Consider the following 26,467-nt stretch of genomic DNA (forward strand, 5'->3'; position numbering starts at 1 on the left):
TTTCCTATTGGTCCTTGCGGCCCTTGGTTACCGTCAGGTCCTTGATTTCCGTCAGGTCCTTGGTTTCCATCTGGTCCTTGGTTCCCATCGGGTCCTTGGTTCCCATCAGGTCCCTGGTTTCCTATTGGCCCCTGGTTCCCGTCAGGTCCTTGGTTCCCATCAGGTCCTTGGTTACCGTCAGGCCCCTGGTTACCGTCAGGTCCTTGGTTCCCATCAGGTCCTTGGTTTCCTATTGGCCCCTGGTTCCCGTCAGGTCCTTGATTTCCGTCAGGTCCTTGGTTTCCATCTGGTCCTTGGTTCCCATCGGGTCCCTGGTTTCCGTCGGGTCCTTGGTTCCCATCAGGTCCTTGGTTCCCGTCAGGTCCTTGATTTCCATCGGGTCCTTGATTTCCATCAGGCCCCTGGTTTCCATCTGGTCCCTGGTTTCCTATTGGTCCTTGCGGTCCTTGGTTACCGTCAGGTCCTTGGTTCCCATCGGGTCCTTGGTTTCCTATTGGTCCCTGATCACCTACAGGTCCTTGCGGTCCTTGGTTTCCTATTGGTCCTTGCGGCCCTTGGTCACCAACAGGTCCTTGAGGTCCTACGGCTCCCTGGTTTCCGTCTGGTCCTTGGTTCCCATCAGGTCCCTGGTTTCCTATTGGCCCCTGGTTCCCGTCAGGTCCTTGATTCCCATCAGGTCCTTGGTTACCGTCAGGCCCCTGGTTACCGTCAGGTCCTTGGTTCCCATCAGGTCCTTGGTTTCCTATTGGCCCCTGGTTCCCATCAGGTCCTTGGTTACCGTCAGGTCCCTGGTTTCCGTCAGGTCCCTGGTTACCGTCAGGTCCTTGCGGCCCTTGGTTCCCATCAGGTCCTTGGTTTCCTATTGGTCCTTGCGGTCCTTGGTTCCCGTCAGGTCCCTGGTTTCCGTCAGGTCCTTGGTTCCCGTCAGGTCCTTGATTTCCATCAGGTCCTTGATTTCCATCGGGTCCTTGGTTTCCTATTGGCCCCTGGTTTCCATCTGGTCCCTGGTTGCCATCTGGTCCTTGGTTTCCTATTGGTCCTTGCGGCCCTTGGTTTCCGTCAGGTCCTTGGTTCCCATCAGGTCCCTGGTTTCCATCGGGCCCTTGATTTCCGTCAGGTCCCTGGTTACCGTCAGGCCCCTGGTTTCCATCTGGTCCCTGGTTGCCATCTGCCCCTTGGTCACCAACAGGTCCTTGAGGTCCTACGGCTCCCTGGTTTCCATCGGGTCCTTGGTTTCCTATTGGTCCCTGGTTCCCATCAGGTCCCTGGTTTCCTATTGGTCCTTGCGGTCCTTGGTTTCCGTCAGGTCCTTGATTTCCATCAGGTCCCTGGTTTCCGTCAGGTCCTTGGTTTCCGTCGGGTCCCTGGTTGCCATCTGGTCCTTGGTTTCCTATTGGTCCTTGCGGCCCTTGGTTTCCGTCAGGCCCTTGGTTTCCTATTGGTCCTTGAGGTCCTACGGCTCCCTGGTTTCCATCGGGCCCTTGGTTTCCTATTGGTCCCTGGTTCCCATCAGGTCCCTGGTTACCGTCAGGTCCTTGCGGCCCTTGGTTTCCATCTGGTCCCTGGTTCCCGTCAGGTCCTTGCGGTCCCTGGTTTCCATCGGGCCCTTGATTTCCGTCAGGTCCTTGGTTTCCGTCGGGTCCTTGGTTACCATCTGGCCCTTGGTCACCAACAGGTCCTTGAGGTCCTACGGCTCCCTGGTTTCCATCGGGTCCCTGGTTTCCGTCAGGTCCTTGCGGCCCTTGGTTTCCATCTGGTCCCTGGTTTCCATCTGGTCCCTGGTTTCCATCTGGTCCTTGGTTTCCTATTGGTCCTTGCGGTCCTTGGTTACCGTCAGGTCCTTGGTTCCCATCAGGTCCCTGGTCACCTACAGGTCCTTGTGGTCCCTGGTCGCCCACAGGTCCTTGCGGTCCTTGGTTCCCATCGGGTCCTTGATTTCCAACTGGTCCCTGATCGCCCACAGGCCCTTGCGGTCCCTGGTTCCCATCGGGTCCTTGATTTCCTATTGGTCCCTGATCACCGATAGGTCCTTGCGGTCCCTGGTTTCCATCGGGTCCTTGATTTCCAACTGGTCCCTGATCACCGATAGGTCCTTGTGGTCCCTGGTTCCCATCGGGTCCTTGATTTCCAACTGGTCCCTGAGGTCCTTGCGGTCCCTGGTTCCCATCGGGTCCTTGATTTCCAACTGGTCCTTGATTTCCAACTGGTCCCTGATTTCCAACTGGTCCCTGATCGCCCACAGGTCCTTGCGGTCCCTGGTTTCCATCGGGTCCTTGGTTTCCATCGGGTCCTTGGTTTCCATCGGGCCCTTGATTTCCTATTGGTCCTTGCGGTCCCTGGTTTCCATCTGGTCCCTGGTTACCGTCAGGCCCCTGGTTTCCATCTGCCCCTTGGTCACCAACAGGTCCTTGAGGTCCTACGGCTCCCTGGTTTCCATCGGGTCCTTGGTTACCGTCAGGTCCTTGCGGCCCTTGGTTTCCGTCAGGTCCTTGATTCCCATCAGGTCCCTGGTTCCCGTCAGGTCCTTGGTTACCGTCGGGTCCCTGGTTTCCGTCAGGTCCTTGCGGCCCTTGGTTTCCATCGGGTCCCTGGTTTCCATCTGGTCCCTGGTTTCCATCTGGTCCTTGGTTACCGTCAGGCCCTTGGTTTCCTATTGGTCCTTGAGGTCCTACGGCTCCCTGGTTTCCATCGGGCCCTTGGTTTCCTATTGGTCCCTGGTTCCCATCAGGTCCCTGGTTACCGTCAGGTCCTTGCGGCCCTTGGTTTCCGTCGGGTCCCTGGTTTCCATCTGGTCCCTGGTTACCGTCAGGTCCTTGCGGTCCCTGGTTTCCATCGGGCCCTTGATTTCCGTCAGGTCCTTGGTTTCCGTCGGGTCCTTGGTTACCATCTGGCCCTTGGTCACCAACAGGTCCTTGAGGTCCTACGGCTCCCTGGTTTCCATCGGGCCCTTGATTTCCTATTGGTCCTTGCGGCCCTTGGTTACCGTCAGGTCCTTGATTTCCATCAGGTCCTTGATTTCCGTCAGGTCCTTGGTTCCCATCGGGTCCCTGATTTCCTATTGGTCCTTGATTTCCTATTGGTCCTTGTGGCCCTTGGTTCCCATCGGGTCCCTGATTTCCTATTGGTCCTTGATTTCCTATTGGTCCTTGTGGCCCTTGGTTCCCATCTGGTCCTTGAAGTCCTGTTAAATCTGGAGAAGTATAAACTGTTCCGTTGTCGTAATTGATAGAGAAGGTACCATCCTCATTATCTATAAATGAAAATCCTGACGTATTTGATGAATTGCAAAGATTGATCCATTGTGAACCATTATAATAATGGACACAAGATGTTTCAACATTATAAACCAGTGCACCATTTAATGGAGAAATACTTTGCATCTGCGCAGATGTCAGCCGAGTTAAGACAAGAGCTTTATTGGAGCTTTCCAATTCAATAATCGAAGAAGGATGTATAGAATTTGGATTGGCTCCAACTTTAACTTGGGAGAATATTGATGTGTAGCCAAAAAGGACTAAAAGGAAAAAAAGTGGTTTTAATTTCATCACGACCTACATTAGATGGTATGTTAAAAATATCAGAGAGGTCTATGAAGTACCATTTAATGTTGTGTAGGGAGCTATAAGTGTTGCAAACAACAAAAAACGGTACGCTAAAGTATTAAATTTTAATGGATTATCACAAAATACGTGAAGTATAATTCTTACAAAGATTACCTATCGAGGAACAGGAAGCCTTGATATTCCAGCTTTAGATCATCAAGAGTGACCAAATAGTAGTAAACGCCTTCTGGTAATCCAATACCTTGATTCAAAATCAAACTGTTGGTGTTTGAAACTCCATTGAATTCATCTACATAATTTATTTTTTCAAATACTTTTTGACCAAAACGATTGAATATCCTTAGGCTATTATTTGGTGATTCGGACATACCTTCAATAACCAAAAAATCGTTGGTGCCATCTCCATTTGGACTTAAAAAGTAATTACCCAATGTTGGATTATTCACAGCAAATGTATCTGTTGGTAAAGGAACAGTTCCAAAAGTAATTGCATCGTAATCATTAGGAAGAAAAGGGTTGGAAGTTATGAAACCTTGGTTAATGTCACCACTCTGAGCAGAATTGCCAATAATGACCCATTGATTGGAAGATTTGCTCCAACCTACTATAATTATAGAATCAGCTGTTGTATTTGGGATTGAGGCCAAAGCACTTCTTTCATTCCAACTTATTGTTACAGTTGCGGTAACATCACTTTGAAAAACCCAAAATTCTCTGTTGGTAACAGTGCCAATATCCCTAACTTTTTCTTCAACATTATAGCTTTCTGAAAAAGAAGTTGGATTAGAAGGGTTTTCAAAATAATATGCACAAACAGCAAAAGGTGTTTCACTTTGAGATTCGAAAATTAATGGCCTAAGCTGGGATTGATCACCAACAGGAAATGAGAAAAAATTTCTATTGAAAATAGCAGCAAATCCAGCTACTTTGGACGCATCATTTTCACCTGTGAAGAAACCATCGTTGGAAAAGTTAAGATATGTAGTCTGATCATTAAGTGGGGAAAGTACATTACCATCGACAAAATTCACGTTGTTAATCACGTTAATAGAATTTTGTAGAAAGACATCGCTAGGAACCATCACTTCTATATCATTAAAAGTGGGAGGAATACTTCCCTGTACGGTTAAAGGAGCATTTCCATAAAATCCAGCCAAACCTCCATTTTGATCAAAGGCGGTTTCATTGATTAAATTGGTATGGAATCCAATATTGCCATTGGTATGGATACGGATATTACCGCTGTTGTATAACGCGGTTTGGGCGTTTAGATAGCCGGCAAAAATGAAAATCGGTATGTAAAAGAGTTTTTTCAAAATCTAGAAATCTGTTATCGTGAAGTACCATTCTGAATCGACAGGAGCAGAAATTAAAGTAGGTCCGGCACCGATAGATAATTGTGATATCTGAACAATAAAACTGGCTGCCGTTGGAGTTCCTGTGACTTCTATGGATACGTCAGGTCCCCCATCTAAAACCGTTAATTGGACAATATATTCTGCGTCTGGTCTAACACTATCAAACGTTACTGTATAATTTCCTGTACTATTTTGTGCTACAGTTGCCCCATTTGCATTTTCTGCTATTGCCGTTGCATCAACTTTTCCCATAGCTACTACCGCTGGACTTTGCCAAGCCGTAACACCAGCAACTGTTGTTAGTACTTGACCATTGGTTGCTGAAGGAGCTATTTTTGCAGTTGTGACGGCATCGTCTGCTATCTTGGCTGAGGTCACGGCGTTGTTGGCCAGATCAAGGGGAGTTGCGGCAAGTCCGTCCCCATCGATTGCGGTTGTTGTCTGCACCGCTACGGGGCTTGTGTTCTGCCAGGAGGCGTTTCCAGCTCCATCTGTTGTGAGTACCTGTCCGTTTGTTCCGTCCGTTGCCGCGAGGGTGTATGCCCCAACGGTTGCGGTTCCGGTGGTGGAAACTGTCCCTGTGATTGTTGTGTTGCCAGCAGCCAGTGTTCCTGTGGTGGCGATGTTCAAGGTTCCGAAATCGGGGTCGATCTTTGTTCCTGCTATTGCAGCGGTAGGGGAGACATCTGCATCGACAATCTCGCCATCGGCTATCTTGGCTGAGGTCACGGCGTTGTTGGCCAGATCAAGGGGAGTTGCGGCAAGTCCGTCCCCATCGATTGCGGTTGTTGTCTGCACCGCTACGGGGCTTGTGTTCTGCCAGGAGGCGTTTCCAGCTCCATCTGTTGTGAGTACCTGTCCGTTTGTTCCGTCCGTTGCCGCGAGGGTGTATGCCCCAACGGTTGCGGTTCCGGTGGTGGAAACTGTCCCTGTGATTGTTGTGTTGCCAGCAGCCAGTGTTCCTGTGGTGGCGATGTTCAAGGTTCCGAAATCGGGGTCGATCTTTGTTCCTGCTATTGCAGCGGTAGGGGAGACATCTGTATCGACGATCTCACCATCAGCTATCTTGGCGGAGGTCACGGCGTTGTTGGCCATTTTTGCATTGGTGATGGCGTTGTCCGCGACATCGAAAGATACGTCCTCGAAGAGGGAGTTTGTTGTTGTGCCCCCCAAGGTTATTGTCCCATCTGGAGAAGTTATGTCCCCGTCCCCCGAGAAGGCAGTTACATCCACCTCCAGAGAACCATCGGCCGCCTGCAAGAGTCCTGTTCCAGCAACATCTAGATTTATTTTGGCAGCATTGACGCTGTCGTCAATAATCTCTGTTGTACCAATTGCATTGTCAGCCATTTTTACATTTGTAATAGCATTGTCTGCAATATCAACGGTGTTTACTTCACCATTCAAAATTTTATCTGTTGTCACGGCATCGGTTGCCAATTCATTATCTGTAATTCCGCCAGTACTGACATCCAAAAGAAAAGGATCTGTATCTACTCCAGTTCCTGAAAGTTCCAACGTAGAATCGGCTGGACCGGTTACCTCATTTCCAACTACACCATCTAATTCTGTAACCACCAGGCCGGTTTCGTCAATCAATATCCATTCAGCTCCATTCCATTGTAAAAGTTCCCCAGTGTTTTCGCCGTCGGCAAGTTTATCAAAAGTTACAGTGGCCTCTTGTAGTTGAAGCCCCGTTATTGAACCTTCCTGTATATCAACAGCTCCGTTAATGGATGTATCCACAATATTTTCACCTCTAATTTCCCCTACTTCAAAATTAAAATTACTTCCATCTTGGGTAATTACCATGGTTGGACTAAAATTAACTATAGGGTCAGCGGTAAATGTTTGTTCTTCTGGTCTGTCGCAAAGATTGGTCCACAGTGTACCCGTATAAAAATGAACACATTCAGTGTCGGTATTATAAACCATTGCCCCTCTTAGCGGAGTTGTGTTTTCCATTTGAACCGTGGTCATTCGAGTAATGACCAAAACCCGAGAGTTGCTTTCGAGCTCCAATACTGAAGAGGGATCTAATGTTTGTGGGTTGTCACCAATTTTGATTTGTCCTTCTATGGAATTGATCATGAATAGTCCTAGGACCAAAAAAGTAATTTGCGTTTTCACGGTGTTTGTTATTTGAGGATTGCCAAACATAAACGGCAAAGCTAAACCTATCAGCGGATTATTCTAATTATTACCGTCAAAATACCCCAGTTCAAAGGTGAATGACATTAAAGTGCATTTGGTCATTTTTGAGAATTAACAAAAGTTTAGAACAGGTTTATTTTTTTATGTGGCCCCCAAGGGTTTTCTTTAACTTTAGGTAAAAGCTTTTTTTATGAAAAACACCATTCTGATTGCATTTCTTTTAGTTTTCACAAGCGTTTCCCTGGCACAGGAAGATAGGCAGGTACTAAGGGGGAAAGTACTATATAGAGGCGGAAACGTACCTAATGAAAATGTAATCAATACCACAACCGAGACAGGTACCATAACCAATGATGATGGAGAGTTTGCAATTTTGGTAAAAGAGGGGGATCAATTGGTGTTCACTGCTGTTAACTATCAACTGGAAGTGGTTGTTATCACAAAGGATATTCTTGACAAGAATAGATTGGTGGTAGAGGTGACGGAAAAAGTCACGGAATTGGAAGGTGTTGTTGTGACCCCGGAGAATCAAGAAAAGTTTCTTCAGGTGAAAAACGAGGATTTTAAAGGTTTTGAATATGAAATTGACCGCGGTACAGAAGTGGAAAATATTGCAGAGTCCAGAAGTGTTCGAGGAATGCGGGATGGAATTAATTTTGTGAACATTTTCAAGGCTTTGTTCAAAGCCAAAAAGGAGACTGGGGAAGATAAAGAGCCATTAAAAGTTAGTGATGTGCTGCGACAGGTTTATGACGATGAGTTCTTTGTGGTTGATCTTAAGTTGCCTCAAGATAAAATTGATGCTTTTTTGTTTTATTGCGATGACAAAGTGCCATCACAAACCTTATTGCGCAAGGAAAACGAGTTTCAATTGATTGATTTTCTGGTTACCCATAGTAAAACTTATTTAGCTGAATTGAATGAGGATTAAGCTCCTTCTTTCTTTTTTTTTGATGTCCATTTTTTTTGCACATGGTCAGCATGGTATTTCCAAACAATTAAGAGGTACAGTTTATGGGAATGGTAAAGATGTTGTAGGGGTTGTGGTGCAGAATATTACTTCCAAAAAAGCGGTAATTACCGATGTGGATGGAAACTTTTCCATATTGGTCAACAAAAATGATATCCTCGTATTCTCCGCGGTTCAGTTCAAAAGAAAAGTACTTCCGGTTAGTGAGGAACTTTTCAATACCAATTTTATCTCTGTTCCTTTAGAGGAATTTGTGAACGAGTTAAAAGAAGTGGTAGTAACTCCCTATAATCTATCAGGGCATTTAAACCAGGATTTGGATGGACTGCAATTGGAGAAGGATGTAAGTGCCGAAGCTCTTGGGCTTCCCAATGCCCATACCAAAATAATAACACAGAGTGAACGAAAGCTACAAGAGGCCTCTGGAATGTCTATAACCGGAGGTGGCGGAATTGGAGGCGCAGGCGGTGCGTTAACATTGAACCCCATCATCAATGCCATTACGGGCAGAACCAAAATGCTCAAGAATAGGGTAAAGGTGGATAAAACTTATGCACGGACCCAGCGAGTCCAGGACTTTTACGTTGATTCCTTATTTGTGATGACTTTAAAAATACCAGCGGAAAAAGTAGATGATTTTATGTATTTCTGTGAAGTGGACCCTCAATTTCAGAGTACAGTTGATTCTAAGGACAAATTAAAAATTTGGGATTTTATGGTATCCAAGAGCAGGGCTTACAGAAAAAACAATGGTATTGATTGATTTGCTCTATAATACAAATTATATCAGATGTGTATGGTTAATTTTGTTGGTTTCTGGAATTTCCACTGCTCAGGAATCAAGGATTTTGGAGGGAAAGGTCACAAGTAAAGAAAAGGATGTAACGGGAATAGCGATACAAAACATTACCTCTAGGAGTGCTACAATAACAGATGCGGATGGAAACTTTTTCATTATGGTAAGACATAATGATACCCTCATGTTTTCTGCAGTACAGTATAAAAGAAAAATGCTTGTTGTTAGCGAAGAACTATTCAGTACTAGTTTCGTTAATATTCCTATGGAAGCATTTGTAAACGAGCTAAAAGAAGTGGTGGTAAAGCCTTATAATCTTTCAGGGAATTTAAATCGAGATTTAAGCGGTTTGCAATTGGAAAAAGATGTGAGTGCTGAAGCCTTAAAATTACCCAATGCAAGAGTTAGGATTATCTCGCAAAGTGAAAACAAACTTCATGATGCGGATCATGGCAAGTTTTTCTATTTCTACGGACTTGGTATGGCATTCAATGTGAACAAGATTCTTAATCGACTTAGCGGCAGAACAAAAAAACTGAAGAAAAGAGTGCTTTTGGATAAAGAATATGAGAAAGTAAAAGAAATTGAAGAAAGCTTTTCAGATTCCGTTTTGATCAATGTTCTAAAAATTCCTAAGGATAGATTTCACGACTTTATTTATTATTGCCAAATGGAGGCTAAATTTGAAAGCGTATCAGAAAATAAAGATCAGCTATTGTTATGGCAATTCTTGGTTTTAAAGAGTAAGGCTTACCGAGAAGAGAATAATCTAGATTGACACCTTTGGCATATGGTTTGTTATTTTAGAATAGATATCACTTCAAATGGCGTATTCAAAGAATACCATTCTAAGTTTATTGATTTGCTAGAGTTGGAGATCTTGATATTTTAACATTGAAGATGTAACATGAACCTATACTAAAGTGTCTTATTGTACCATGAAGAATTTGAAAATTACCAGAAATATTACAATACTATTTTCATTGGTATTGCTCCTGTCTTTTAACGCAGTACATAAATTTTATGTAAGTGTTACCAATGTGGTCTATTCAGAAAAGAACAGTTCATTTCAAATAACCAGTCGTATTTTTATTGATGACCTAGAAGAGGTTCTTGAGGAACGATATGGTATTGAAGCGAAATTGGCAACAGAAGATGAATCAAAAATCGCCAATGATTATATTGAAAAATATATGAGGGCAAAATTTACAATTGAGTTGAATGGTGACGTAGCCAAGTATACATTCTTGGGTAAGAAATACGATAACGACGTTGTAATTTGTTTTATGGAGGTCCCAGATGTAAACCTATCCGATTTTAAAACCATAACTGTCCAAAATGAAGTGCTGACCGATTTATTTGAGGAACAACAAAATGTAGTTCATTTAAAATGGAGAGGAAAGAAGAAGAGTTTTGTATTGATCAAGGAGAATAATAAAGGAATGTTAAACTTGTAATCAATTCTTAACAATTGGTTAAAAAAAAGTTATTTTTCACCGTTTAAAAATCAAATAAGAAATGAACAAAGTCAAGTATTATTTTGCTTCCATGTTGTTTCTTTTTGGCGCTATGGCAATAGCACAAGAAGGAGAGGAAGGCAAAGAAGAGAAAATGCCCGGTCATTACAATCAAAGCAAATTTAAACAGTTGTATGAGGAGTTCTCTACTCCAAACACGTATCGTTCCGCTTCAGGAGCACCAGGACCGGATTATTACCAACAACGTGCAGATTATACCATGAACATTGAGTTGGATGATAAAAATACTAAACTACATGGAGAGGAAACCATAACCTATTTCAACAACTCACCAGATGATTTGGAGTTCCTTTGGGTTCAGTTGGATCAAAATGTAAGAGCAAAAGATTCTAAATCGCCTTTGCGAAACGGCAACGGAGTAAACTTTGCTTACACAGCAGATAATTTTGCCAATACGTACATCAATGAACCTTTTGATGGAGGTTTTAATATTGAGTTTGTGAAGGATGCCAATGGGAAACCATTGTCTTATACCATAAATCAAACTATGATGCGTATAAATATCCCTAAACCTTTAAAAAGTGGAGCACAAATTTCGTTTTCCATCAAGTGGTGGTATAACATTAATGATCATGTTAACGGAAGAGGACGTTCTGGGTATGAATATTTTCCAAAAGATGGAAACCGAGCTTATGTAATTGCTCAGTTTTTTCCAAGAATGGCAGTCTATAGTGATGTAGAAGGATGGCAGAACCATCAGTTCTGGGGAAGCGGAGAATTTGCACTTCCATTTGGCAATTACGATGTAAGCATTACTGTGCCCGCTGATCATATTTTGGATGCAACAGGAGTATTACAAAATAGAGATGATGTTTTCTCAAAAGAGATGATGAAACGCTACAAGCAAGCTAAAAAGTCTTACGATAAACCAGTGGTTATTGTAACTCAAGAAGAGGCAGCAGCAGCGGAAAAGAGCTTTTCGGAAAACAAAAAAACTTGGAAATTCAAGGCAACAAATGTCCGTGATTATGGTTTTGCCACTTCCAGAAAGTTTATTTGGGACATGCAGGCCGTAAAAATTGGAGGTAAAGATGTTATGGCTGTATCCCTCTACCCAAAGGAAGGAAACCCACTCTGGGAAGAACAGTCCACAAAGGCCGTTGCACAAACTTTGGAAACGTATTCTAAGCATACATTTGATTATCCATACCACAAAGCCATCTCGGTTCATGCAAAGAACCAAGGTATGGAATACCCTATGATTTGCTGGAATTATGGAAGACCTAATGAGGATGGTACCTATTCGGACAGAACAAAATATGGGATGATCAGCGTGATTATCCATGAGGTAGGGCACAATTTCTTCCCTATGATCGTAAATTCAGATGAACGCCAATGGGGCTGGATGGATGAAGGTCTGGATACCTTTATGCAATATTTAACAGAGCAGGAATTTGGTGAAAACTATCCTGAGGTAATTGCTCCCAATGAAGCCTATCCTTCCCGAAGAGGGGCACCGTCAAAGATAGTGCCATATATGGGTGGAGACCAAAGTCATATTTCTCCAATCATGTCAAATCCTGAAAATGTTTATCAATTGGGACCAAATGCTTACGGTAAACCAGCAACCGCATTGAATATTTTGCGAGAAACTGTAATGGGCAAAGAATTGTTTGACCATGCGTTTAAAACGTATGCACAGCGTTGGAAGTTCAAACACCCAACTCCAGAAGATTTCTTCCGTACCATGGAAGATGCATCTGCAGTTGATTTAGATTGGTATTGGAGAGGATGGTTCTACACCACTGACTATGTGGATATAGGAGTAAAAGGCGTTAAGAAGTATTACGTTTCCAACAAGCCTACCAAGCAAATGGAAAAGTATATGGCAGATAGAAACCTTACAGAAGCAGATTTACCTCCATTGGTATATTTGGCGGAAGAAGGCAGCGAGGATTATGACCCTTCACTAAAAGGTAAATCTCCAACGGAAACGTCAAAAAACTTGAAAGAGTTTATGATGGACAATATGACCGAAGCCGAAAGAGCTCAGGTTAAAGAGCCAAAGTATTTTTATGAGATAACATTTGACAAACCAGGAGGTATTCCAATGCCATTGATTGTAGAGTATACCTATGCAGATGGTAGCAAGGAAAACGTTACATACCCTCCAGAAATTTGGAGAAAGAACGATGCAGAAGTAAAACGTGTATTATCCACTCAAAAAGAGTTGGTAGGGATTATCGTGGATCCTAAATTGGAAACTGCAGATATTGATACTGCCAATAATTCTTGGCCAATTAAAGATGAGAAATCTGACTTTGATAAGTTCAAGGAGAATATCAAAGGGAAATAATACAAGAATATAGTTCAAAAAAAGCCCTGTGATTGCATAGGGCTTTTTTTTGATTTTAATCAAAAACCAATTCCTCTACTTTTATCTTTTGATCAGCTATAAAATCGTAAAGGGTCAACTTTCGTAAAAGATAATAATCTGTCCAAAATTTTTCCAAGGAATTCAAATAGTCAATAACAGCCTTGTCTTTTTCTTGCTGTGCTAGGTTGAGGTCGGTAATGGAAACCTTACCAAGAACATATCTTTTTTTGGTGATATCATATCTTTTTAGCGCAACCTCTTGTGCCTTTTCGGCGGTGGACAAAAAACTCCTTTGATTTGACCAATTAAGTGTATGAAGGTATATTTCTTGTTCAAATGCCTGGCTTTCTTGTTTTATATTGGTGTCTGTAAGATCAAGATTGGCCTCAGCCATTTTTCTTTTTGACTTTGAAACACCCCAATCAAAAATGGGTATCCCCAAAGAAATATTCACATTTTGCTGCTGATCGTAATCTTGAAAAAGGGTGCTGTATTCATCAGATTGGCCATTAAGCCCAAAATTGGCATTTACACTTAAGCGTACCCTATTATTACCCTTGGCTTCGGCCAGTTCCTTTTCCATTTCCAATCTTCTTCTTCTAAACTCAATTACAGCTTTTCTGTTATCATAGGCTTCTTCCAAGGCTTTCTCCACACTCACCTTGAACTCTTTAAGTTCTTCAGGTATTGATAACTCAATGTTCTCTGTATTTAAAGAAAGGTACCTGGCCAAGTCCTGCGAAGCTTTTTTATATGCTACGGTGTTGGTGGTAACAAAGTTTTGGGAGTTTAAATGCCTAAGTTCCATCTGTAACAGGTCGTTTTCAGGAATTTTCCCAATTCTATATCTTCCTTTTGCAATTTGGAGCAAGGTATCTTGGTTGGATAAGTTACGTTTTGCAATTTCTAACTGCATCTGTGCTTTTAACAAGTCAAAATAACGTCTACACGTATTTAGGGAAATCTCTTCCATTCTTTCTACAAAATCCCGTCTAGATTCTTCGTAACGCAATGGTTCTATCTTTTTATCCCATCTAAATGAATTGTAGAACAAAGAATTTTGAAAATACCGAATCGAAAAAGGAACTACAGAAAAACTGGTGGTATTGTTGTCACCAAACCGATCTATACGCTGCAGTTGGGAATTAATAGAGAATATACCTCCAGTATACGGCACCTGTTGCCTCAAACTAAGTCCCCCGTCTATAATAGATTGGTTTTGGCGCACAAAAATATCTTGCCCCAAATCATTGGTAATTCTGTTTACAGAATTAGCATAACGGGGAGAAAGATTTAAACTCAATTCCGGTAAAAAACTGGCAATGTAATTTCGATATCTCCAATAGCGTGCCTGGGTATTGTTTACAAGAGCCTGGTATTCTGGAGATTTTTTTTGAGCCAGGGTAATGGCCTCTTTCAGTTGAATCTGCTTTTTTTGTGAGAAAGTGACCAGATGAACTGCCAGGAAAAGGAAAAAAAGAAGCTTCTTAGTCTTCATGTGTTTTGTGTTTATTACTTGATCTTATGATGGTTGATATAAAGAAAGATATGTTCTTATTCATGCCGTATGGCTTCAATAGGTCTTTTATTGGCGGCCGATCGTGCAGGGAATACCCCAAAGACCAACCCTACAACAGTGGCAACGAAAAAAGACAACAAAATGGAACCTAAGGTCAATATCGTTTCTATACCCGTTATTTTTTCTAGACCAAAGGAGGCTATAATACCTAAGATTACTCCAATAATGCCCCCTCCCAAACTAATAAGGATGGACTCGGACAAAAATTGCCAAATTACATCTTGACGTGTGGCGCCCAGAGCACGTACTATTCCGATTTCTTTTGTGCGCTCTAAAACGGACGCAAGCATAATATTCATAATCCCAATTCCACCTATCAACAAAGAAATACCTGCTATTATACTCAATACTATATTGAATATTTGTTTTGTCTTCTGCTGCTGTTTTAAAAGATTTATAGGGATGGAAATCTCAAAATCCAGAATATCGTTGTGTTTTCTTTTGAGCATCCTGCTAATAACCTCCGCAGTGCCCTTAAGCTCACTGGAGTTGTTTACTTGAATGGTCAATCTGTCAATTTGATGATAGTTGCCTCGAGGAATTCTCTTTTTTGGACCTCCTTGACGTTGTGCAATGATTTGATTATAATCAATTGCCTTGTCATGAATGATCTTTCTGTCCTTATACCTAACTAAAAAAGTTTTTATTGGGATATAGATATCTTGGTTAAGATCCCGTATACCCAAGTTTTCCTGAGCTTTTTCTGATATCAATTTTTCCTCAATGATACCAACAACCTTAAGCCAGACATCCTTGACTTTTATCTGTTTGCCAAGGGCACTTTCACCGGTGAAAAGTTTTTTCTCTACTTTTTCACCAATAATACAAACAGGCATTGCATTGTTAGATTGTTCATTAGAAAACTTTGAACCCCTACCTACGGAAATGTTGGATGTTTGAAAATAGGCATTGGTAATGCCTATGAGTTTAACAGAGTTCTGCCTTCCCTTGTTGATTACATATGTATCCATTATAATCTCTGGACTGGAAAGTTTAACAGAAGGAACAATTTTATCTATACTGGCAACATCTAAAAGATCTAAGCCTTTTGAAAATCTTTTTTGCTCTGTAGCGGCCCCTTCCTCGTTATTATCTTCTTCGGAATCGTTTTCATCTGCATCATCCGGGATTGGCTCTATTACAATATTATTAACACCTACCAGCTCCAGTTGGGACAATATTTCTTTCTCCGCACCTTTTCCTATGGCCAACATTGTAATTACTGCTGCTACACCAAAAATAATACCCAGTGCCGTTAAAAAAGTGCGCACTTTGTTGATGGCAATAATCCTATAGGCCTCAATGAAATTGGACTTTATTCGCTCTAAAAGTATCTTGTCCATTATTCTACGGGCTTGATACTTTTATTTTCCAATCCCTCTGGTTTGCTCAAATAAACAACATCATTTTCAGCAAGCCCCTTTTTTATAATGACTTCGTCCACATTGGAACCACCAAGTTCCACTTCTTTTTTATCAATCGAAAAACCTGTTTTTTTATACACATAACTAATTGAATCTTTGGAAAAGATGGCTTCTAATGGCACAGTAAGAACATTTTCCTCCTTATTTATGAGTATGCGATTGGAAGTGGTCATACCGGGTCTGATGTTAGAGTTGGATTCATTGAACTTTATCAATACTTGAAAAAGATTGATATCTGAACCTCTTTTCTTTTCCCCAACATTGGCAACACTGGTAACAATGCCCTCAATGGTAGCATCTGGAAATGCGTCAAAACCAATAACCACTGTTTGGTCTTTTTTTAGTTTTCTGATATCTACCTCGTTGGCGTATGTTTTGGATTCCATTTTGGTTAAATCAGGTAAGGTTGCTATTGTTGGATCCCATGGGCTGATACTGGAACCCACTTTTCTCTTGGTGCCGTCCCAGTTTTTGGCATAAGTGACCATTCCGTCGCCATCAGAATGGATGGTGAATGATTTTTGAAGATTGGTTAAATCTTCTAGTCGCTTTCTTATTTTAGAAACTTCAGTTCCTACCTCTACCATTTTGGCAATGGCCTTACGCTTTTTTATCTGATAATCCTCCGTTTTCTCCTTAAGGTCTCTTTCATTACGTTCTATCTTGATCTCAAGTTGTTTAATGGTACTTGGAGGCTCATAAATAGACCTTTCCAACTCCAGTTGATCTTCGGCCAAAGTAAACTCCAGATCTTTTATGGTTGTCCGCTCTTGTTTTAGGGTCAAAGTGGTATCCAACTGCTCTTGGGTAAACTTCGATTCTGCTTTTTCAAGATTCAATTGGGCATCAATAATTTGCCCGTTGAGCTCGGAAGGGTCTAATCTTCCAACGTAATCCCCACTTTTTATTATGGTGCCTTCGGGAATCAAATCTTGAATTTTCACATTGTTCAAGCGGTACTTTCTAATATCCGTAGGACCGTTGATTTTTTTTAGACTTGTGGATTGAGCTTCACCTGAGATAATAACTTCATTTAAAAAATCACCTTTTTTTACCTCGGCTGTAATGGAAACGTCATTTTCTGAGGACCCGGATAAAAAAAAGTAAGCAAGAAGAATCAATAGAACAGGTAAAGCTACTAAGGCAAGCTTTTTTTTGGACATGGTTTTTTGGTTTGATTTATTGGTGATACTTCAAAAATATATAATGAAGGCCATCAAGGATTATACCACTGTGTTATACTTTTCATAATATTTTTATTACAAAGAGGATAGGGGGTTATTTAGGTTTTTTTTCAGGATTACAAATGAACTTCTCATTATATTTGTTGTATGCATTTTTTATTTATTAGCGGCGGAGAAATCTTTTTTATCCTTTTTATTGTGGTCATGGTCTTTGGTGCGGATAAAATCCCTGGAATAGCCAAAGGATTGGGCAAGGGAATGAGACAATTACGGGATGCTACGGATGATATAAAGCGGGAAATTCAAAAGAGTGCTGAAAAGCAAGGGATCGATACTGATTTCACGAAGGATATCCGTAACGAATTGGATGAGGTCAAAAAAAATGTTGATGAAGTAACAGGTGCTGTTAAAAGAAGCACCAAATAACCCATGTTGGAACAACTTCTAAAATGGGATAAAGATATTTTCACCTATCTCAATGGCCTAGGTGTTCAGGAATATGATGAATTTTGGACCATGATTACTGAAATAAGTAATTGGATTCCTTTATTTCTTTTGTTCATCGTCATTTTTATCTTAAAGTTTCCAAAGCGAAAAGCTTTTTTCAATATTCTTACGGTTACATCAGTAGCGTTGTTTATTACGTTTTTAACTCATTTGATAAAGATTTGGGTAAAAAGACCTCGTCCCTGTAATGACGAAAACCTCAACTCCTTTATTCGTATACTAAAGACCCCCATTGATTATAGTTTCTTTTCTGGACATGCCTCCAGTTCTTTTGCCATTACCACTGTGGTATTTCTTTTATTAAGAAACAAAGTGAAATGGGCATGGATTTTCTTCATATGGCCATTGCTTTTTTCGTATAGTAGAATTTATGTGGGAGTCCATTTTCCACTGGATATTTTGGTTGGCGCTTTGATCGGTACTATTTCAGGAATCCTGTTTTATAAGGTTCAAGGAAGAATTACAGTACCCGACACATGGTAAGACCATCTCTAACAGGAAGAATAACAGTTTCTACTCTAGGGTCATTTTTTAATTTTTTGTTATACTCAACCAAGACTGCTGTGGCCTTATCAGATTTTGCAACAGGTTCCGCTACTTTTCCTGACCACAAAACATTGTCTGAAAGAATAACGCTTCCAGGCTTGGTTTTTTTAATAACAGCCTCAAAATAGGCATCATACTGCACTTTTTGAGCATCAATAAAAACGAGGTCAAAACATATGTCCAATGTGCTGATAATCTCTAACGCATCTCCTGTATGTTGTACAATTTGAGGTCCAAATCCACTTCTATCAAAATAATTCCGTTGTAGCTCATGGAGTTCCTCATTTATTTCTATGGTGTGTAACGCGCCGGTCTTTTTTAAGCCTTCTGCCAAGCATATAGCCGAATACCCTGTGTAAGTACCAATTTCAAGGATGTACTTGGGAGAAATAAGTTTTGAGAACATGCTTAAAACCCTTCCCTGAAAATGCCCTGTAATCATTCTAGGTTGCACCACTTTTAAATGTGTTTCCCTGGTAAGTTCTGCCAAAAGTGAAGGCTCGGTCTCTGAATTTTCAGCAATATAGTTTTCCAATAAAGGGGATAGGAAATGCATCTCAAAAATTTTCGTAAAAATATAGAAAAGAACTACATTGGATTTCAGTTTTAAATAATCTACGATTATGGCGCCAAATAACATCATCTTTAGAAATGCTACTTCAGAAGAATTGTCCATTCTTTTGGATTTTGAGCAAGAACTTATAAAAGCGGAACGCCCTTTTGATGTTACCCTACGGGAAGACCCCATTAGTTATTATGACATAGGTAAAATGATTGAAGATGATGAAGCTTGTGTAACAGTTGCTGAAGTAGAAGGCCAACTGGTTGCATCTGGCTATGCTATTGTAAAAAAAGCTAGACACTATTTAAATCACGAATATTATAGCTATTTGGGGTTTATGTACACACATCCAGATTATAGGGGAAAAGGTATAAACGCCAAAATTATAGAAGAACTTAAGAAATGGTCACATAAAAAAGGGCTTATGGAGATTAGATTGACAGTTTATAGTGATAATCTTCCAGCTATTAAAGCATATGAAAAAGTGGGTTTTAAAAAACATATTATAGAAATGCGTTTAGAATAGTTCTGGGCATTTATAAAAACCACAAATTGTACTTTTGAATCAAACTTTGACAATGACTTTTCAGAACTCTCTAGAATTCGCACAGCAATTGGATGTAGCAGATAAGCTTTCCAGATACAGGCAGGAATTCCATTACCCACAAGTTAACGGTAAAGATGTGGTCTATTTTACCGGGAACTCTTTGGGTCTACAGCCCAAACGTGCTCAAAAGTTTGTTGATGAGGTAATGAATGATTGGAAGGAACTGGCAGTTGAAGGGCATTTTTATGCCGAAAAACCATGGTGGGACTACCATGAAAGATTAGCAGCGGGTCTAGGAAAAGTTGTTGGTGCCAAACCAGAAGAAGTTTCTGTAATGAACACGCTAACAGTCAACCTTCACTTGTTAATGGTTTCATTTTATAGGCCTACTAACAAGAGGTTTAAAATTCTTTGTGAAGAAAAAGCATTTCCTTCCGATCAATATATGTTGCAAAGTCAAGTCAAATTTCATGGTTTTGACCCTAAAGATGCTATTGTAGAAGTAAAAAAGAGGGTAGGAGAGCATTCATGGAGAACAGAAGATATTATTGATAAGATTAGTGAGGTAGGTGATGAACTTGCTTTAGTGTTGATTGGAGGTGTTAATTATTACAATGGTCAGGTATTTGATATGAAGTCGATTACCCAAGTTGGAAAATCTGTTGGCGCCTATGTTGGTTGGGATTTAGCACATGCCGTTGGAAATATAGAACTAAAACTTCATGATTGGAATGTGGATTTTGCTGCATGGTGCAGTTACAAATATATGAATAGTGGGCCAGGTAATGCTTCTGGAATTTTTGTTCATGAAAAACATTTGGGAGAGAAGGAAATCCCACGTTTTGAGGGATGGTGGGGAACCAAAAAAGAAACCCGTTTTCTGATGCAACCAAATTTTGATCCTATTGCTACAGCTGATGCGTGGCAACTGAGCAATCCACCCATATTATCAATAGCTCCCTATCTGGCTTCATTGGAGCTCTTTGACCAGGTGGGAATGGACGCTCTCATAGAAAAACAGCAGAAAATTGTAGCTTATCTTGAATTTATTCTGAAAGAGATTGATAAAGAAGTGGATAGCTCCTTTGAGATTATTACCCCAAAAGAAAGAGGATGCCAACTTTCCGTTTTCTTACATGGAGAAGGAAAGGAACTTTTTGATTATTTAATGAGAAATGGGGTGATCACTGATTGGAGGGAACCCAATGTGATAAGACTTGCTCCAGCTCCATTTTATTGTTCTTATGCTGATATGTACATTTTTGGACAGATTTTGAAAGAGGGGATTTTAAATAGCTAATTGCCCATATCTTAACTTTAAGTAGTTAGATGGTGTTACGCCTTGGTATCGTTTAAACTGTCTTGTAAAATATGAGCGATCATTAAAACCAGACTTATACATAACATCAGAAACCGTGCTGTTGTTTTCATTAAAAAATTGAACTGCTTTTCCAACTCTAAACTCGTTGACAAAGTCAATAAAAGTACGTTTGGTCATTTTTTTGAAAAATCTACAGAAGGAATTTGTGGTAAAACCCAATTGTAATGAAATTTTAGCAATAGAAATATTTTTGTGATAGTTATTGTTCACATATTCAAAAGCTTCTTCCAATCTCCAAATCTCATTTTTTTTGAATCTACTTAAGTTAATCGTATCAAAAAGGGTCTCATAGGCATCACTTTTCGATAATCGGTCAAGGATTGAAAGGAAATTTATTAGTTTACCTTGATTGTCCAAGGTTTTAAAATCGTCAAAATTATTGTATAGCTCCCCTTTGATAGATTGCTCAAAAATGATGACTTGTCTTGATTTTTGAATTAAATTATTTACTCTCGTGAACTCAGGGAAAAGAGCCAACTTGTCATGGACAAATTCCTTTGAAAATTGAACCACTATTTCTTCGCTGTCTTTTTTTTCATTATTTCCAAAATCCGAATGAGGAATGTTGCCTGCTAAAAAAACAAGTACTCCATTTTCATAGTCATAAGTCTTGCTGCCAATTTTCAAAACCCCCGCGCCATTTTTTACATAAACAATCTCAAATTCTGGGTGTATATGCCAACCAGCGGTATCACATTTAGATTCTGCGTTATAGCTTTCGACCTTGAATGAGGTATTTGCATCTTGGATTATTGGCTCATATATAGGTTTCATAATTGCTGTTTATTGTTTTATTTAGACTTACACAACATGGGATAAATCCTCTCCAAGTCTTTTATTCTGATTTAATCCTTCAATTATTTTCATTTCTGCTTTTGATAACTCAAAATCAAAGATTTCAAAATTTTCTCTAATTCTCTTTGGTGTCACAGATTTTGGAATAACTGCAATTCTCTTTTGTACTAACCAACGCAGTGCAATTTGTACGGCAGATTTATGGTGTCGCAATCCAATTTGTGCCAATTCTGGAATATGTAAAACCTCTCCCATCATTATAGGTCGCCATGCTTCCAGTTGTATGTTATAGTTACTGGAAAAATCAATCAATTCGTATTGGTTAAGATATGGGTGCATTTCTACTTGATTCATTGCAGGGACAATTTCTGTATGTTTCATTAAATCCTGTAACTGGGAAATATTAAAGTTGCATACACCAATGGCTCGGGCCCTACCACTTTTATAGATACTTTCCATGGCTTTATATGTTTCAATGTATTTGGATTTCACCGGCCAGTGAATTAGATACATGTCAACATAATCCGTTTGAAGCCGTGCTAAACTTTTCTCAAAAGCCAATAAAGTCTCATCATAACCTTGCTCGGTATTCCAGACTTTGGTTGTCAAAAAAACATCTGATCTTGGTACAGAACTTTTTATTATTGCCCTTCCCACACCTTCTTCATTTTGATAGGCAGAAGCTGTGTCAATTTTTCTATAACCAATTTGCAATGCAGAAACAATGGCATCTTCAACTTCACCATTGTTCTTCGCAAAGAGCACACCTAGTCCTATTTGTGGCATTTTTATAGAATTGTTGAGTTCTATGATGTTATTTTTATGGACAGTCATCGTCTAGTTTTGATTAAATAATAGTGTAAAACTATCAAATAATGACATTCTAAATTCTTTTATGGAATATATTGTTATATAACTGGAATATTATAGGATATTGAAAATTGACTAAGGTTGTTTTCTTTGCAGGAAACTTTAATTGACAATGAAGTCATTGAAACTTATTCTTTCTAATTCCAGGTATTTTGCACCTGCATTTGTTTTTACAAGCCTTAACGTTTGGTTTGGTACATGGGCAATCTATATACCAACTATAAAAGAAAAATTAGTAATTAACAAAGCGGATTTGGGAATTGCACTTTTTTGTCTGTCGCTTGGGGTGTTTACCATATTTCCGGTAGCTTCAAAAATTATTAATAAACTAGGTGTTGGCAAGGCTACTTGGTACAGTGTTGTTCTATGCAGCGTTACTGCTCTCTTTCCATTTTTGGTTCCTAATTATTATCTGCTAATGGGAAGCCTTTTTTTGTTTGGGATGTCCCATGGATTATTGGATATTTCTATTAACACTTTGGTCACGGAAATTGAAAAAGAGGACAAGCAAAACTTTATGACCGCGGCTCATGGCTTTTTTAGTTTGGGAGGCATACTAGTAGGTTTGGGTAGCTTTTTGATTCCGATAATTGGTAATCCCATAATGCATATGGGTGTTACGGTAGCGTTGATTTTTGTAATAAATCTTTTCATCCGCAAAAACTATATTGATGTTGTTGCCACACCTGTGGATAAAGAACCGTTTAGCTTGAAATTGTTCAAACCCTTATTTTTATTGGGTTTAATCGGATTTTTTGCCTTTGGAAGTGAGGGAGCTATTGTAGATTGGAGTGGTCTTTACCTTAAAGAGGTGACACTTGCCCCTGAAATACTTATAGGTTCAGGCTTTTTGGCATTTTCCGCGGCAATGACCTTTGGTCGTTTTTTGGGTGATGGAATTAGTGCCAGAATTGGTTCGATAAAAATTGTAATGTTAGGCACTATAATTGCAGCTGTGGGCTTTTTGTTTGTATTATCTGAGAATACTATTTTGTCTATTGCTGGCTTTGCTTTGAACGGGCTTGGGTTTTCTGTAATCATCCCGGAATTGTTTCGCATTGGCGGAAACATCAAGGGAGTAGATTCGGCCAAAGGGGTCTCTTTTATTGCCGGGACTGGATATTCAGGTTTTTTACTTGGACCGGTGATTTTGGGCTTTTTAGCCGAAAGCGCATCCCTAAAACATTGTTTTTATGCGCTATTAGGTTGTATTATTTTGGTATTTGGCGCTACAGCCCTATTGCGAAAAAACAAGGTTTAAAAAAATCCTTATTTAATCCGTGGTCACAACCAAATTGGTGAAATTTAAGCTGAACCCTTCTTCTGCTTTTTTGTGATCTTGAGCCAGTTTAAGCCCTTTAATTTCTGCATAATCCTCCCAAGTGGTGATCATGGAAGGTTCAACTTGGTTTGCTTTTCTAAAAACCCATTCACGGACTATAAAATCACCCTTAAAATAAAAATCATAAGCATCCCCTGGAGTATAGCCTCCGTCATTACCATAAACAATGGTCAATTTTTGCATTGGAGTACCACTAATTGGTGCTTTTTGACTTTCTGCATGCTCATAGGTAAAGTTCCCAGAATCCCAAATAAGATTAAATGGCGCCAAAATCCAATACCTGTCATTAATAAAACCAGCATTGGTTTTAAACGAGGTGCTGTCCATTGATTTTCTGTTGTAAGAAAGAGTATCCTTGCCCGAAGAAATGGCCATAATATCATTGGTTTTGGGATTCCATTTCCAAGTTCTCTCAAAATGAGAACTGTCTCTATCCACATTGAATGTAAAGGTGAATTCTTTTACCGATTTCCAATTGTCATAACCATGGGCTTGGGCAATTTTTTCAAGAATGGTTTTCTGCTGTACTTCTTTCTGTTCAACTTTTTTGGGTTCGGTTTTACAACTCAATAAAAATAAAATGGACAAAATACCTAAAAGAGGAGTAGTTCTCATATACAAGTTTGTAACAAATATAAGGTCATTTTAGCTTATCTTTCCATACGTTTCTGCATAGAACTTTAATCGACCAAAAAACCTTTTCAAGTGACTTTTCTAAAAAGGCTGTTTCTAATTTTTATACATAATCATGATAAAAATCCATTGGAAACAGATAATCCATATGCCCATCTATCAGATGAGGAATTGGTAAAACGAATTGTAGCAAATAACAATCCCCTATTGTTTGGGAAATTGTACGATCGTTACGCAAAAATGGTCTACAACAAGTGTTATGGGTTTGCAAGATCGGAAGACGAAGCAGAAGACCTTACTCAGGATGTTTTTTTGCAGCTCTTCATTAAACTGAAGATGTTCAAGGGAAAATCCAAATTTTCTACTTGGTTGTATTCATTCACATATAACTTCTGTGTAAACTATGTGAATAGGAACAAACAACGGAAGATGAGCGATAAATCGGTTCCTGTAGAAGGTTCTGAACATAAGTTTACCGAAGAAGTCCCGGACGAGAGCTTGTATGAAATGAAGGCAAGCAAACTAAAGGAAGCATTGGAGATGATATCCGCCGAAGATAAATCCATTTTGTTGTTAAAATATCAAGATGGAGCAACTATAAAGGACCTTGTTAATTTATTGGAACTTGGAGAAAGTGCAGTTAAAATGAGGTTGAAGAGAGCTAAGGAAAGACTATTGGAAATCTATAATACATTGTAATAGATGGCAAAGAAAAAAAGAAATCCGTTTAGAGAGTTGGAAGCTTCTTTGAGGGAAGTTCCTCCTGGAATGAAGAAAAAAGTGATGAATGATATCGCAGCGGCCAAGTTGATCATGGATATGGCATCCCTGTTCTCCTTCAATATTGGCTCCGCTTTGCGAAAATTATTTAGAACACTTGGAAACAATTAATGACAACACTATAAACTATAAAATATGGAAACAATTACCGAATGGAAGAATTTAACATTTGACTCCCTTACAGCAATGGGACGCGATGTGGCCTTGGCACTGCCCAAGATCATAGGTGCCATCATTATCCTTATCATTGGATGGTTGATAACGAAAATTGTACTTTTTGTTTTAAGCAAAATCCTAAAACTGGCCAAAGTGGATACGCTCAGTGAAAAGATAAATGAGATGGACTTGTTTGGTAAGGGAGATTTTAAGATCAACATTATAAAAGTGATTCTTGGTTTCGTAAAATGGTTGCTGCTTCTTGTATTTTTAATTGTTGCTGCAGATATTTTAAGTTGGGAAATCATATCCACAGAGATAGGGAACCTTTTGCGCTACTTGCCAAGATTGTTCAGTGCACTGGCATTGATGATGATTGGACTTTATATTGGGAATTTTATCAAGACAACGGTAAAAAAACTGTTCGACTCTTTGGAGTTTGGAGGTTCCAATGTGGTAAGTAATCTACTTTTTTATATTATCGTCATTTTCATTTCCATTACTGCTTTAAATCAAGCTGGTATAGATACTACAATTATCACCAACAACATAACCATGTTCTTGGGTGCTTTTTTATTGGCTTTTGCAATAGGATTGGGTCTGGGGTCCAGAGATGTGGTTACAGATTTGTTGCGTTCTTTTTATACTAGACGAACTTATGCAGTTGGGGATAAAGTGGTGATAGGGGATTATGCAGGTACTATTGAGGCCATTGAAAACAATACCTTGACCTTGGTGACCGAAACTGGAAAATTTGTGATTCCCATTAAAGATGTGGTATCAGAAAAGGTAGAGATTAAATCTTAATGGGTCTATTTCAAAAAGAGAATCATTTGTGCTTGAAAACTTCCTTAGAATTTGATTAATTTTGAAACTTTCAACAAGGAAAATATGAGTTCAAAAAAAGGGAAGGTTCAAGAGTTGATCCAAGAGAAATTATTAGAGGAACGTAAAGTGTTTTTATGGGGCATGGTTGATGATGATTCAGCAAAACATGTCATAGATCGTTTGCTGTACTTGGATTTGCAAAACAATAAAGAAATTCAACTGATTATTAATAGTCCTGGTGGATATGTAACTTCTGGTTTTGCCATTTACGATACCATTAAGCAAATAAAAAGCCCGGTTTCTACGGTTTGTTCCGGTTTGGCAGCTTCCATGGGATCTATATTACTCTCTGTAGGAGAAAAAGGAAGAAGGTTTATCCAACCACACGCAAGGGTGATGATTCACCAACCCAGTGGTGGAGCACAGGGTCAAGCATCCAATATAGAAATTCAAGCCAAGGAAATTATCAAGACCAAAGAACTGGGTGCAAAAATTTTGGCAGATAACTGTGGGCAAGATTATGACAAGGTTATGAAAGACTTTGATCGTGATTATTGGATGGGTGCTGAAGAATCTATTGCATACGGTATTGTAGATGGAATCTTGAAATAATTTTCCACACCTTTAAAAAAGGAAA

Annotated in this window: 24 protein-coding genes; 14 read left to right on the forward strand and 10 right to left on the reverse strand. The window is 39.8% G+C overall.

The genetic code is table 11. The features are described from left to right. From CRO15_RS19675 to CRO15_RS18410, 3 genes are all read right to left on the reverse strand, one after another. Positions 1-3,545 (reverse strand): collagen-like protein (locus CRO15_RS19675; protein WP_097047332.1); only part of this gene is annotated, 3,545 nt, incomplete at its 3' end. Between the two features lie 167 nt (positions 3,546-3,712). Further along, positions 3,713-4,879 (reverse strand): gliding motility-associated C-terminal domain-containing protein, encoded by a 1,167-nt coding sequence (locus CRO15_RS18405; protein WP_097047333.1) that lies wholly within the window; start codon positions 4,877-4,879, stop codon positions 3,713-3,715. Between the two features lie 3 nt (positions 4,880-4,882). Beyond that, positions 4,883-7,051: a hypothetical protein gene (locus CRO15_RS18410; protein WP_133067293.1), complete on the reverse strand. Its 2,169-nt coding sequence runs from the start codon at positions 7,049-7,051 to the stop codon at positions 4,883-4,885. Between the two features lie 214 nt (positions 7,052-7,265). On the opposite strand from CRO15_RS18410, the gene CRO15_RS18415 reads away from it, so the two are divergent. The 5 genes from CRO15_RS18415 to CRO15_RS18435 all read left to right on the forward strand — a co-directional run bounded on the left by CRO15_RS18415 (position 7,266) and on the right by CRO15_RS18435 (position 12,675). Continuing rightward, a complete protein-coding gene (locus tag CRO15_RS18415) occupies positions 7,266-8,006 on the forward strand; it encodes a carboxypeptidase-like regulatory domain-containing protein (protein WP_097047335.1) in 741 nt (246 codons plus the stop codon). Further along, on the forward strand, positions 7,996-8,808 hold the full coding sequence (locus tag CRO15_RS18420) for a hypothetical protein (protein ID WP_243397022.1): 813 nt from the start codon (positions 7,996-7,998) through the stop codon (positions 8,806-8,808). The genes CRO15_RS18415 and CRO15_RS18420 overlap by 11 nt, the downstream gene beginning before the upstream one ends. Further along, a complete protein-coding gene (locus tag CRO15_RS18425) occupies positions 8,795-9,619 on the forward strand; it encodes a carboxypeptidase-like regulatory domain-containing protein (protein ID WP_097047336.1) in 825 nt (274 codons plus the stop codon). Before CRO15_RS18420 ends, CRO15_RS18425 begins: the two co-directional genes overlap by 14 nt. A gap of 160 nt (positions 9,620-9,779) precedes the next feature. Next, positions 9,780-10,298, forward strand: a complete 519-nt coding sequence (locus tag CRO15_RS18430; RefSeq protein WP_097047337.1) for a DUF6702 family protein — start codon at positions 9,780-9,782, stop codon at positions 10,296-10,298. Positions 10,299-10,359: 61 nt separating this feature from the next. Next, complete coding sequence (locus tag CRO15_RS18435; protein WP_097047338.1) at positions 10,360-12,675, forward strand: M1 family metallopeptidase; 2,316 nt, start codon at positions 10,360-10,362, stop codon at positions 12,673-12,675. Positions 12,676-12,730: 55 nt separating this feature from the next. Here CRO15_RS18435 and CRO15_RS18440 read toward each other — a convergent pair whose 3' ends face one another. The 3 genes from CRO15_RS18440 to CRO15_RS18450 are packed head-to-tail and all read right to left on the reverse strand — an operon-like array spanning position 12,731 to position 16,862. Then, positions 12,731-14,194: a TolC family protein gene (locus CRO15_RS18440; protein ID WP_097047339.1), complete on the reverse strand. Its 1,464-nt coding sequence runs from the start codon at positions 14,192-14,194 to the stop codon at positions 12,731-12,733. A 56-nt stretch (positions 14,195-14,250) separates the two neighbouring features. Next, the gene (locus CRO15_RS18445; RefSeq protein WP_243397023.1) at positions 14,251-15,618 is read right to left on the reverse strand and encodes an ABC transporter permease; all 1,368 of its coding nucleotides are present in this window, start codon (positions 15,616-15,618) and stop codon (positions 14,251-14,253) included. After that, a complete protein-coding gene (locus CRO15_RS18450) occupies positions 15,618-16,862 on the reverse strand; it encodes an efflux RND transporter periplasmic adaptor subunit (RefSeq protein WP_097047341.1) in 1,245 nt (414 codons plus the stop codon). Before CRO15_RS18450 ends, CRO15_RS18445 begins: the two co-directional genes overlap by 1 nt. 168 nt (positions 16,863-17,030) lie before the next feature. Here CRO15_RS18450 and CRO15_RS18455 point away from each other — a divergent pair, with 168 nt between their 5' ends. Together CRO15_RS18455 and CRO15_RS18460 are read left to right on the forward strand one after the other, a co-directional pair. Beyond that, on the forward strand, positions 17,031-17,309 hold the full coding sequence (locus CRO15_RS18455; protein WP_097047342.1) for a Sec-independent protein translocase subunit TatA/TatB: 279 nt from the start codon (positions 17,031-17,033) through the stop codon (positions 17,307-17,309). Positions 17,310-17,312: 3 nt separating this feature from the next. Beyond that, entirely contained in the window at positions 17,313-17,873 is a 561-nt protein-coding gene (locus tag CRO15_RS18460) for a phosphatase PAP2 family protein (protein ID WP_097047343.1), read from the forward strand. Here the strand turns inward: CRO15_RS18460 and CRO15_RS18465 are convergent. Beyond that, positions 17,851-18,492, reverse strand: a complete 642-nt coding sequence (locus CRO15_RS18465; RefSeq protein WP_097047439.1) for an O-methyltransferase — start codon at positions 18,490-18,492, stop codon at positions 17,851-17,853. The two genes, CRO15_RS18460 and CRO15_RS18465, sit on opposite strands and share 23 nt — an antisense overlap. Before the next feature lie 67 nt (positions 18,493-18,559). Between CRO15_RS18465 and CRO15_RS18470 the strand changes: the two genes are divergently transcribed. Both CRO15_RS18470 and kynU read left to right on the forward strand, forming a co-directional pair. Further along, positions 18,560-19,024, forward strand: coding sequence for a GNAT family N-acetyltransferase (locus CRO15_RS18470; protein WP_097047344.1), 465 nt, complete (start codon positions 18,560-18,562; stop codon positions 19,022-19,024). Positions 19,025-19,076: 52 nt separating this feature from the next. Beyond that, positions 19,077-20,345, forward strand: coding sequence for a kynureninase (kynU, locus tag CRO15_RS18475; protein ID WP_097047345.1), 1,269 nt, complete (start codon positions 19,077-19,079; stop codon positions 20,343-20,345). Here the strand turns inward: kynU and CRO15_RS18480 are convergent. Continuing rightward, on the reverse strand, positions 20,334-21,200 hold the full coding sequence (locus CRO15_RS18480) for an AraC family transcriptional regulator (protein ID WP_097047346.1): 867 nt from the start codon (positions 21,198-21,200) through the stop codon (positions 20,334-20,336). The genes kynU and CRO15_RS18480 overlap by 12 nt on opposite strands. Positions 21,201-21,227: 27 nt before the next feature. After that, positions 21,228-22,055 (reverse strand): aldo/keto reductase, encoded by an 828-nt coding sequence (locus tag CRO15_RS18485; protein WP_097047347.1) that lies wholly within the window; start codon positions 22,053-22,055, stop codon positions 21,228-21,230. 148 nt (positions 22,056-22,203) lie between these two features. Here CRO15_RS18485 and CRO15_RS18490 point away from each other — a divergent pair, with 148 nt between their 5' ends. Further along, positions 22,204-23,352, forward strand: a complete 1,149-nt coding sequence (locus tag CRO15_RS18490) for an MFS transporter (RefSeq protein WP_097047348.1) — start codon at positions 22,204-22,206, stop codon at positions 23,350-23,352. A 12-nt stretch (positions 23,353-23,364) separates the two neighbouring features. On the opposite strand, the gene CRO15_RS18495 is transcribed toward CRO15_RS18490, so the two are convergent. Continuing rightward, positions 23,365-24,048, reverse strand: coding sequence for a hypothetical protein (locus CRO15_RS18495; protein ID WP_097047349.1), 684 nt, complete (start codon positions 24,046-24,048; stop codon positions 23,365-23,367). 90 nt (positions 24,049-24,138) lie between these two features. Between CRO15_RS18495 and CRO15_RS18500 the strand changes: the two genes are divergently transcribed. The 4 genes from CRO15_RS18500 (at position 24,139) to CRO15_RS18515 (ending at position 26,442) form a co-directional block, all read left to right on the forward strand. Continuing rightward, positions 24,139-24,765: an RNA polymerase sigma factor gene (locus CRO15_RS18500; protein WP_097047350.1), complete on the forward strand. Its 627-nt coding sequence runs from the start codon at positions 24,139-24,141 to the stop codon at positions 24,763-24,765. 3 nt (positions 24,766-24,768) lie between these two features. After that, positions 24,769-24,957, forward strand: coding sequence for a hypothetical protein (locus tag CRO15_RS18505; RefSeq protein ID WP_097047351.1), 189 nt, complete (start codon positions 24,769-24,771; stop codon positions 24,955-24,957). A 24-nt stretch (positions 24,958-24,981) separates the two neighbouring features. Continuing rightward, positions 24,982-25,809, forward strand: coding sequence for a mechanosensitive ion channel family protein (locus CRO15_RS18510; RefSeq protein WP_097047352.1), 828 nt, complete (start codon positions 24,982-24,984; stop codon positions 25,807-25,809). A gap of 84 nt (positions 25,810-25,893) precedes the next feature. Then, positions 25,894-26,442, forward strand: a complete 549-nt coding sequence (locus CRO15_RS18515; RefSeq protein WP_097047440.1) for a ClpP family protease — start codon at positions 25,894-25,896, stop codon at positions 26,440-26,442. The last annotated feature ends 25 nt before the right edge of the window (positions 26,443-26,467 follow it).

The organism is Flagellimonas pacifica (assembly GCF_900215465.1).
In the GTDB taxonomy this organism is placed as follows: Bacteria; Bacteroidota; Bacteroidia; order Flavobacteriales; family Flavobacteriaceae; genus Flagellimonas; species Flagellimonas pacifica.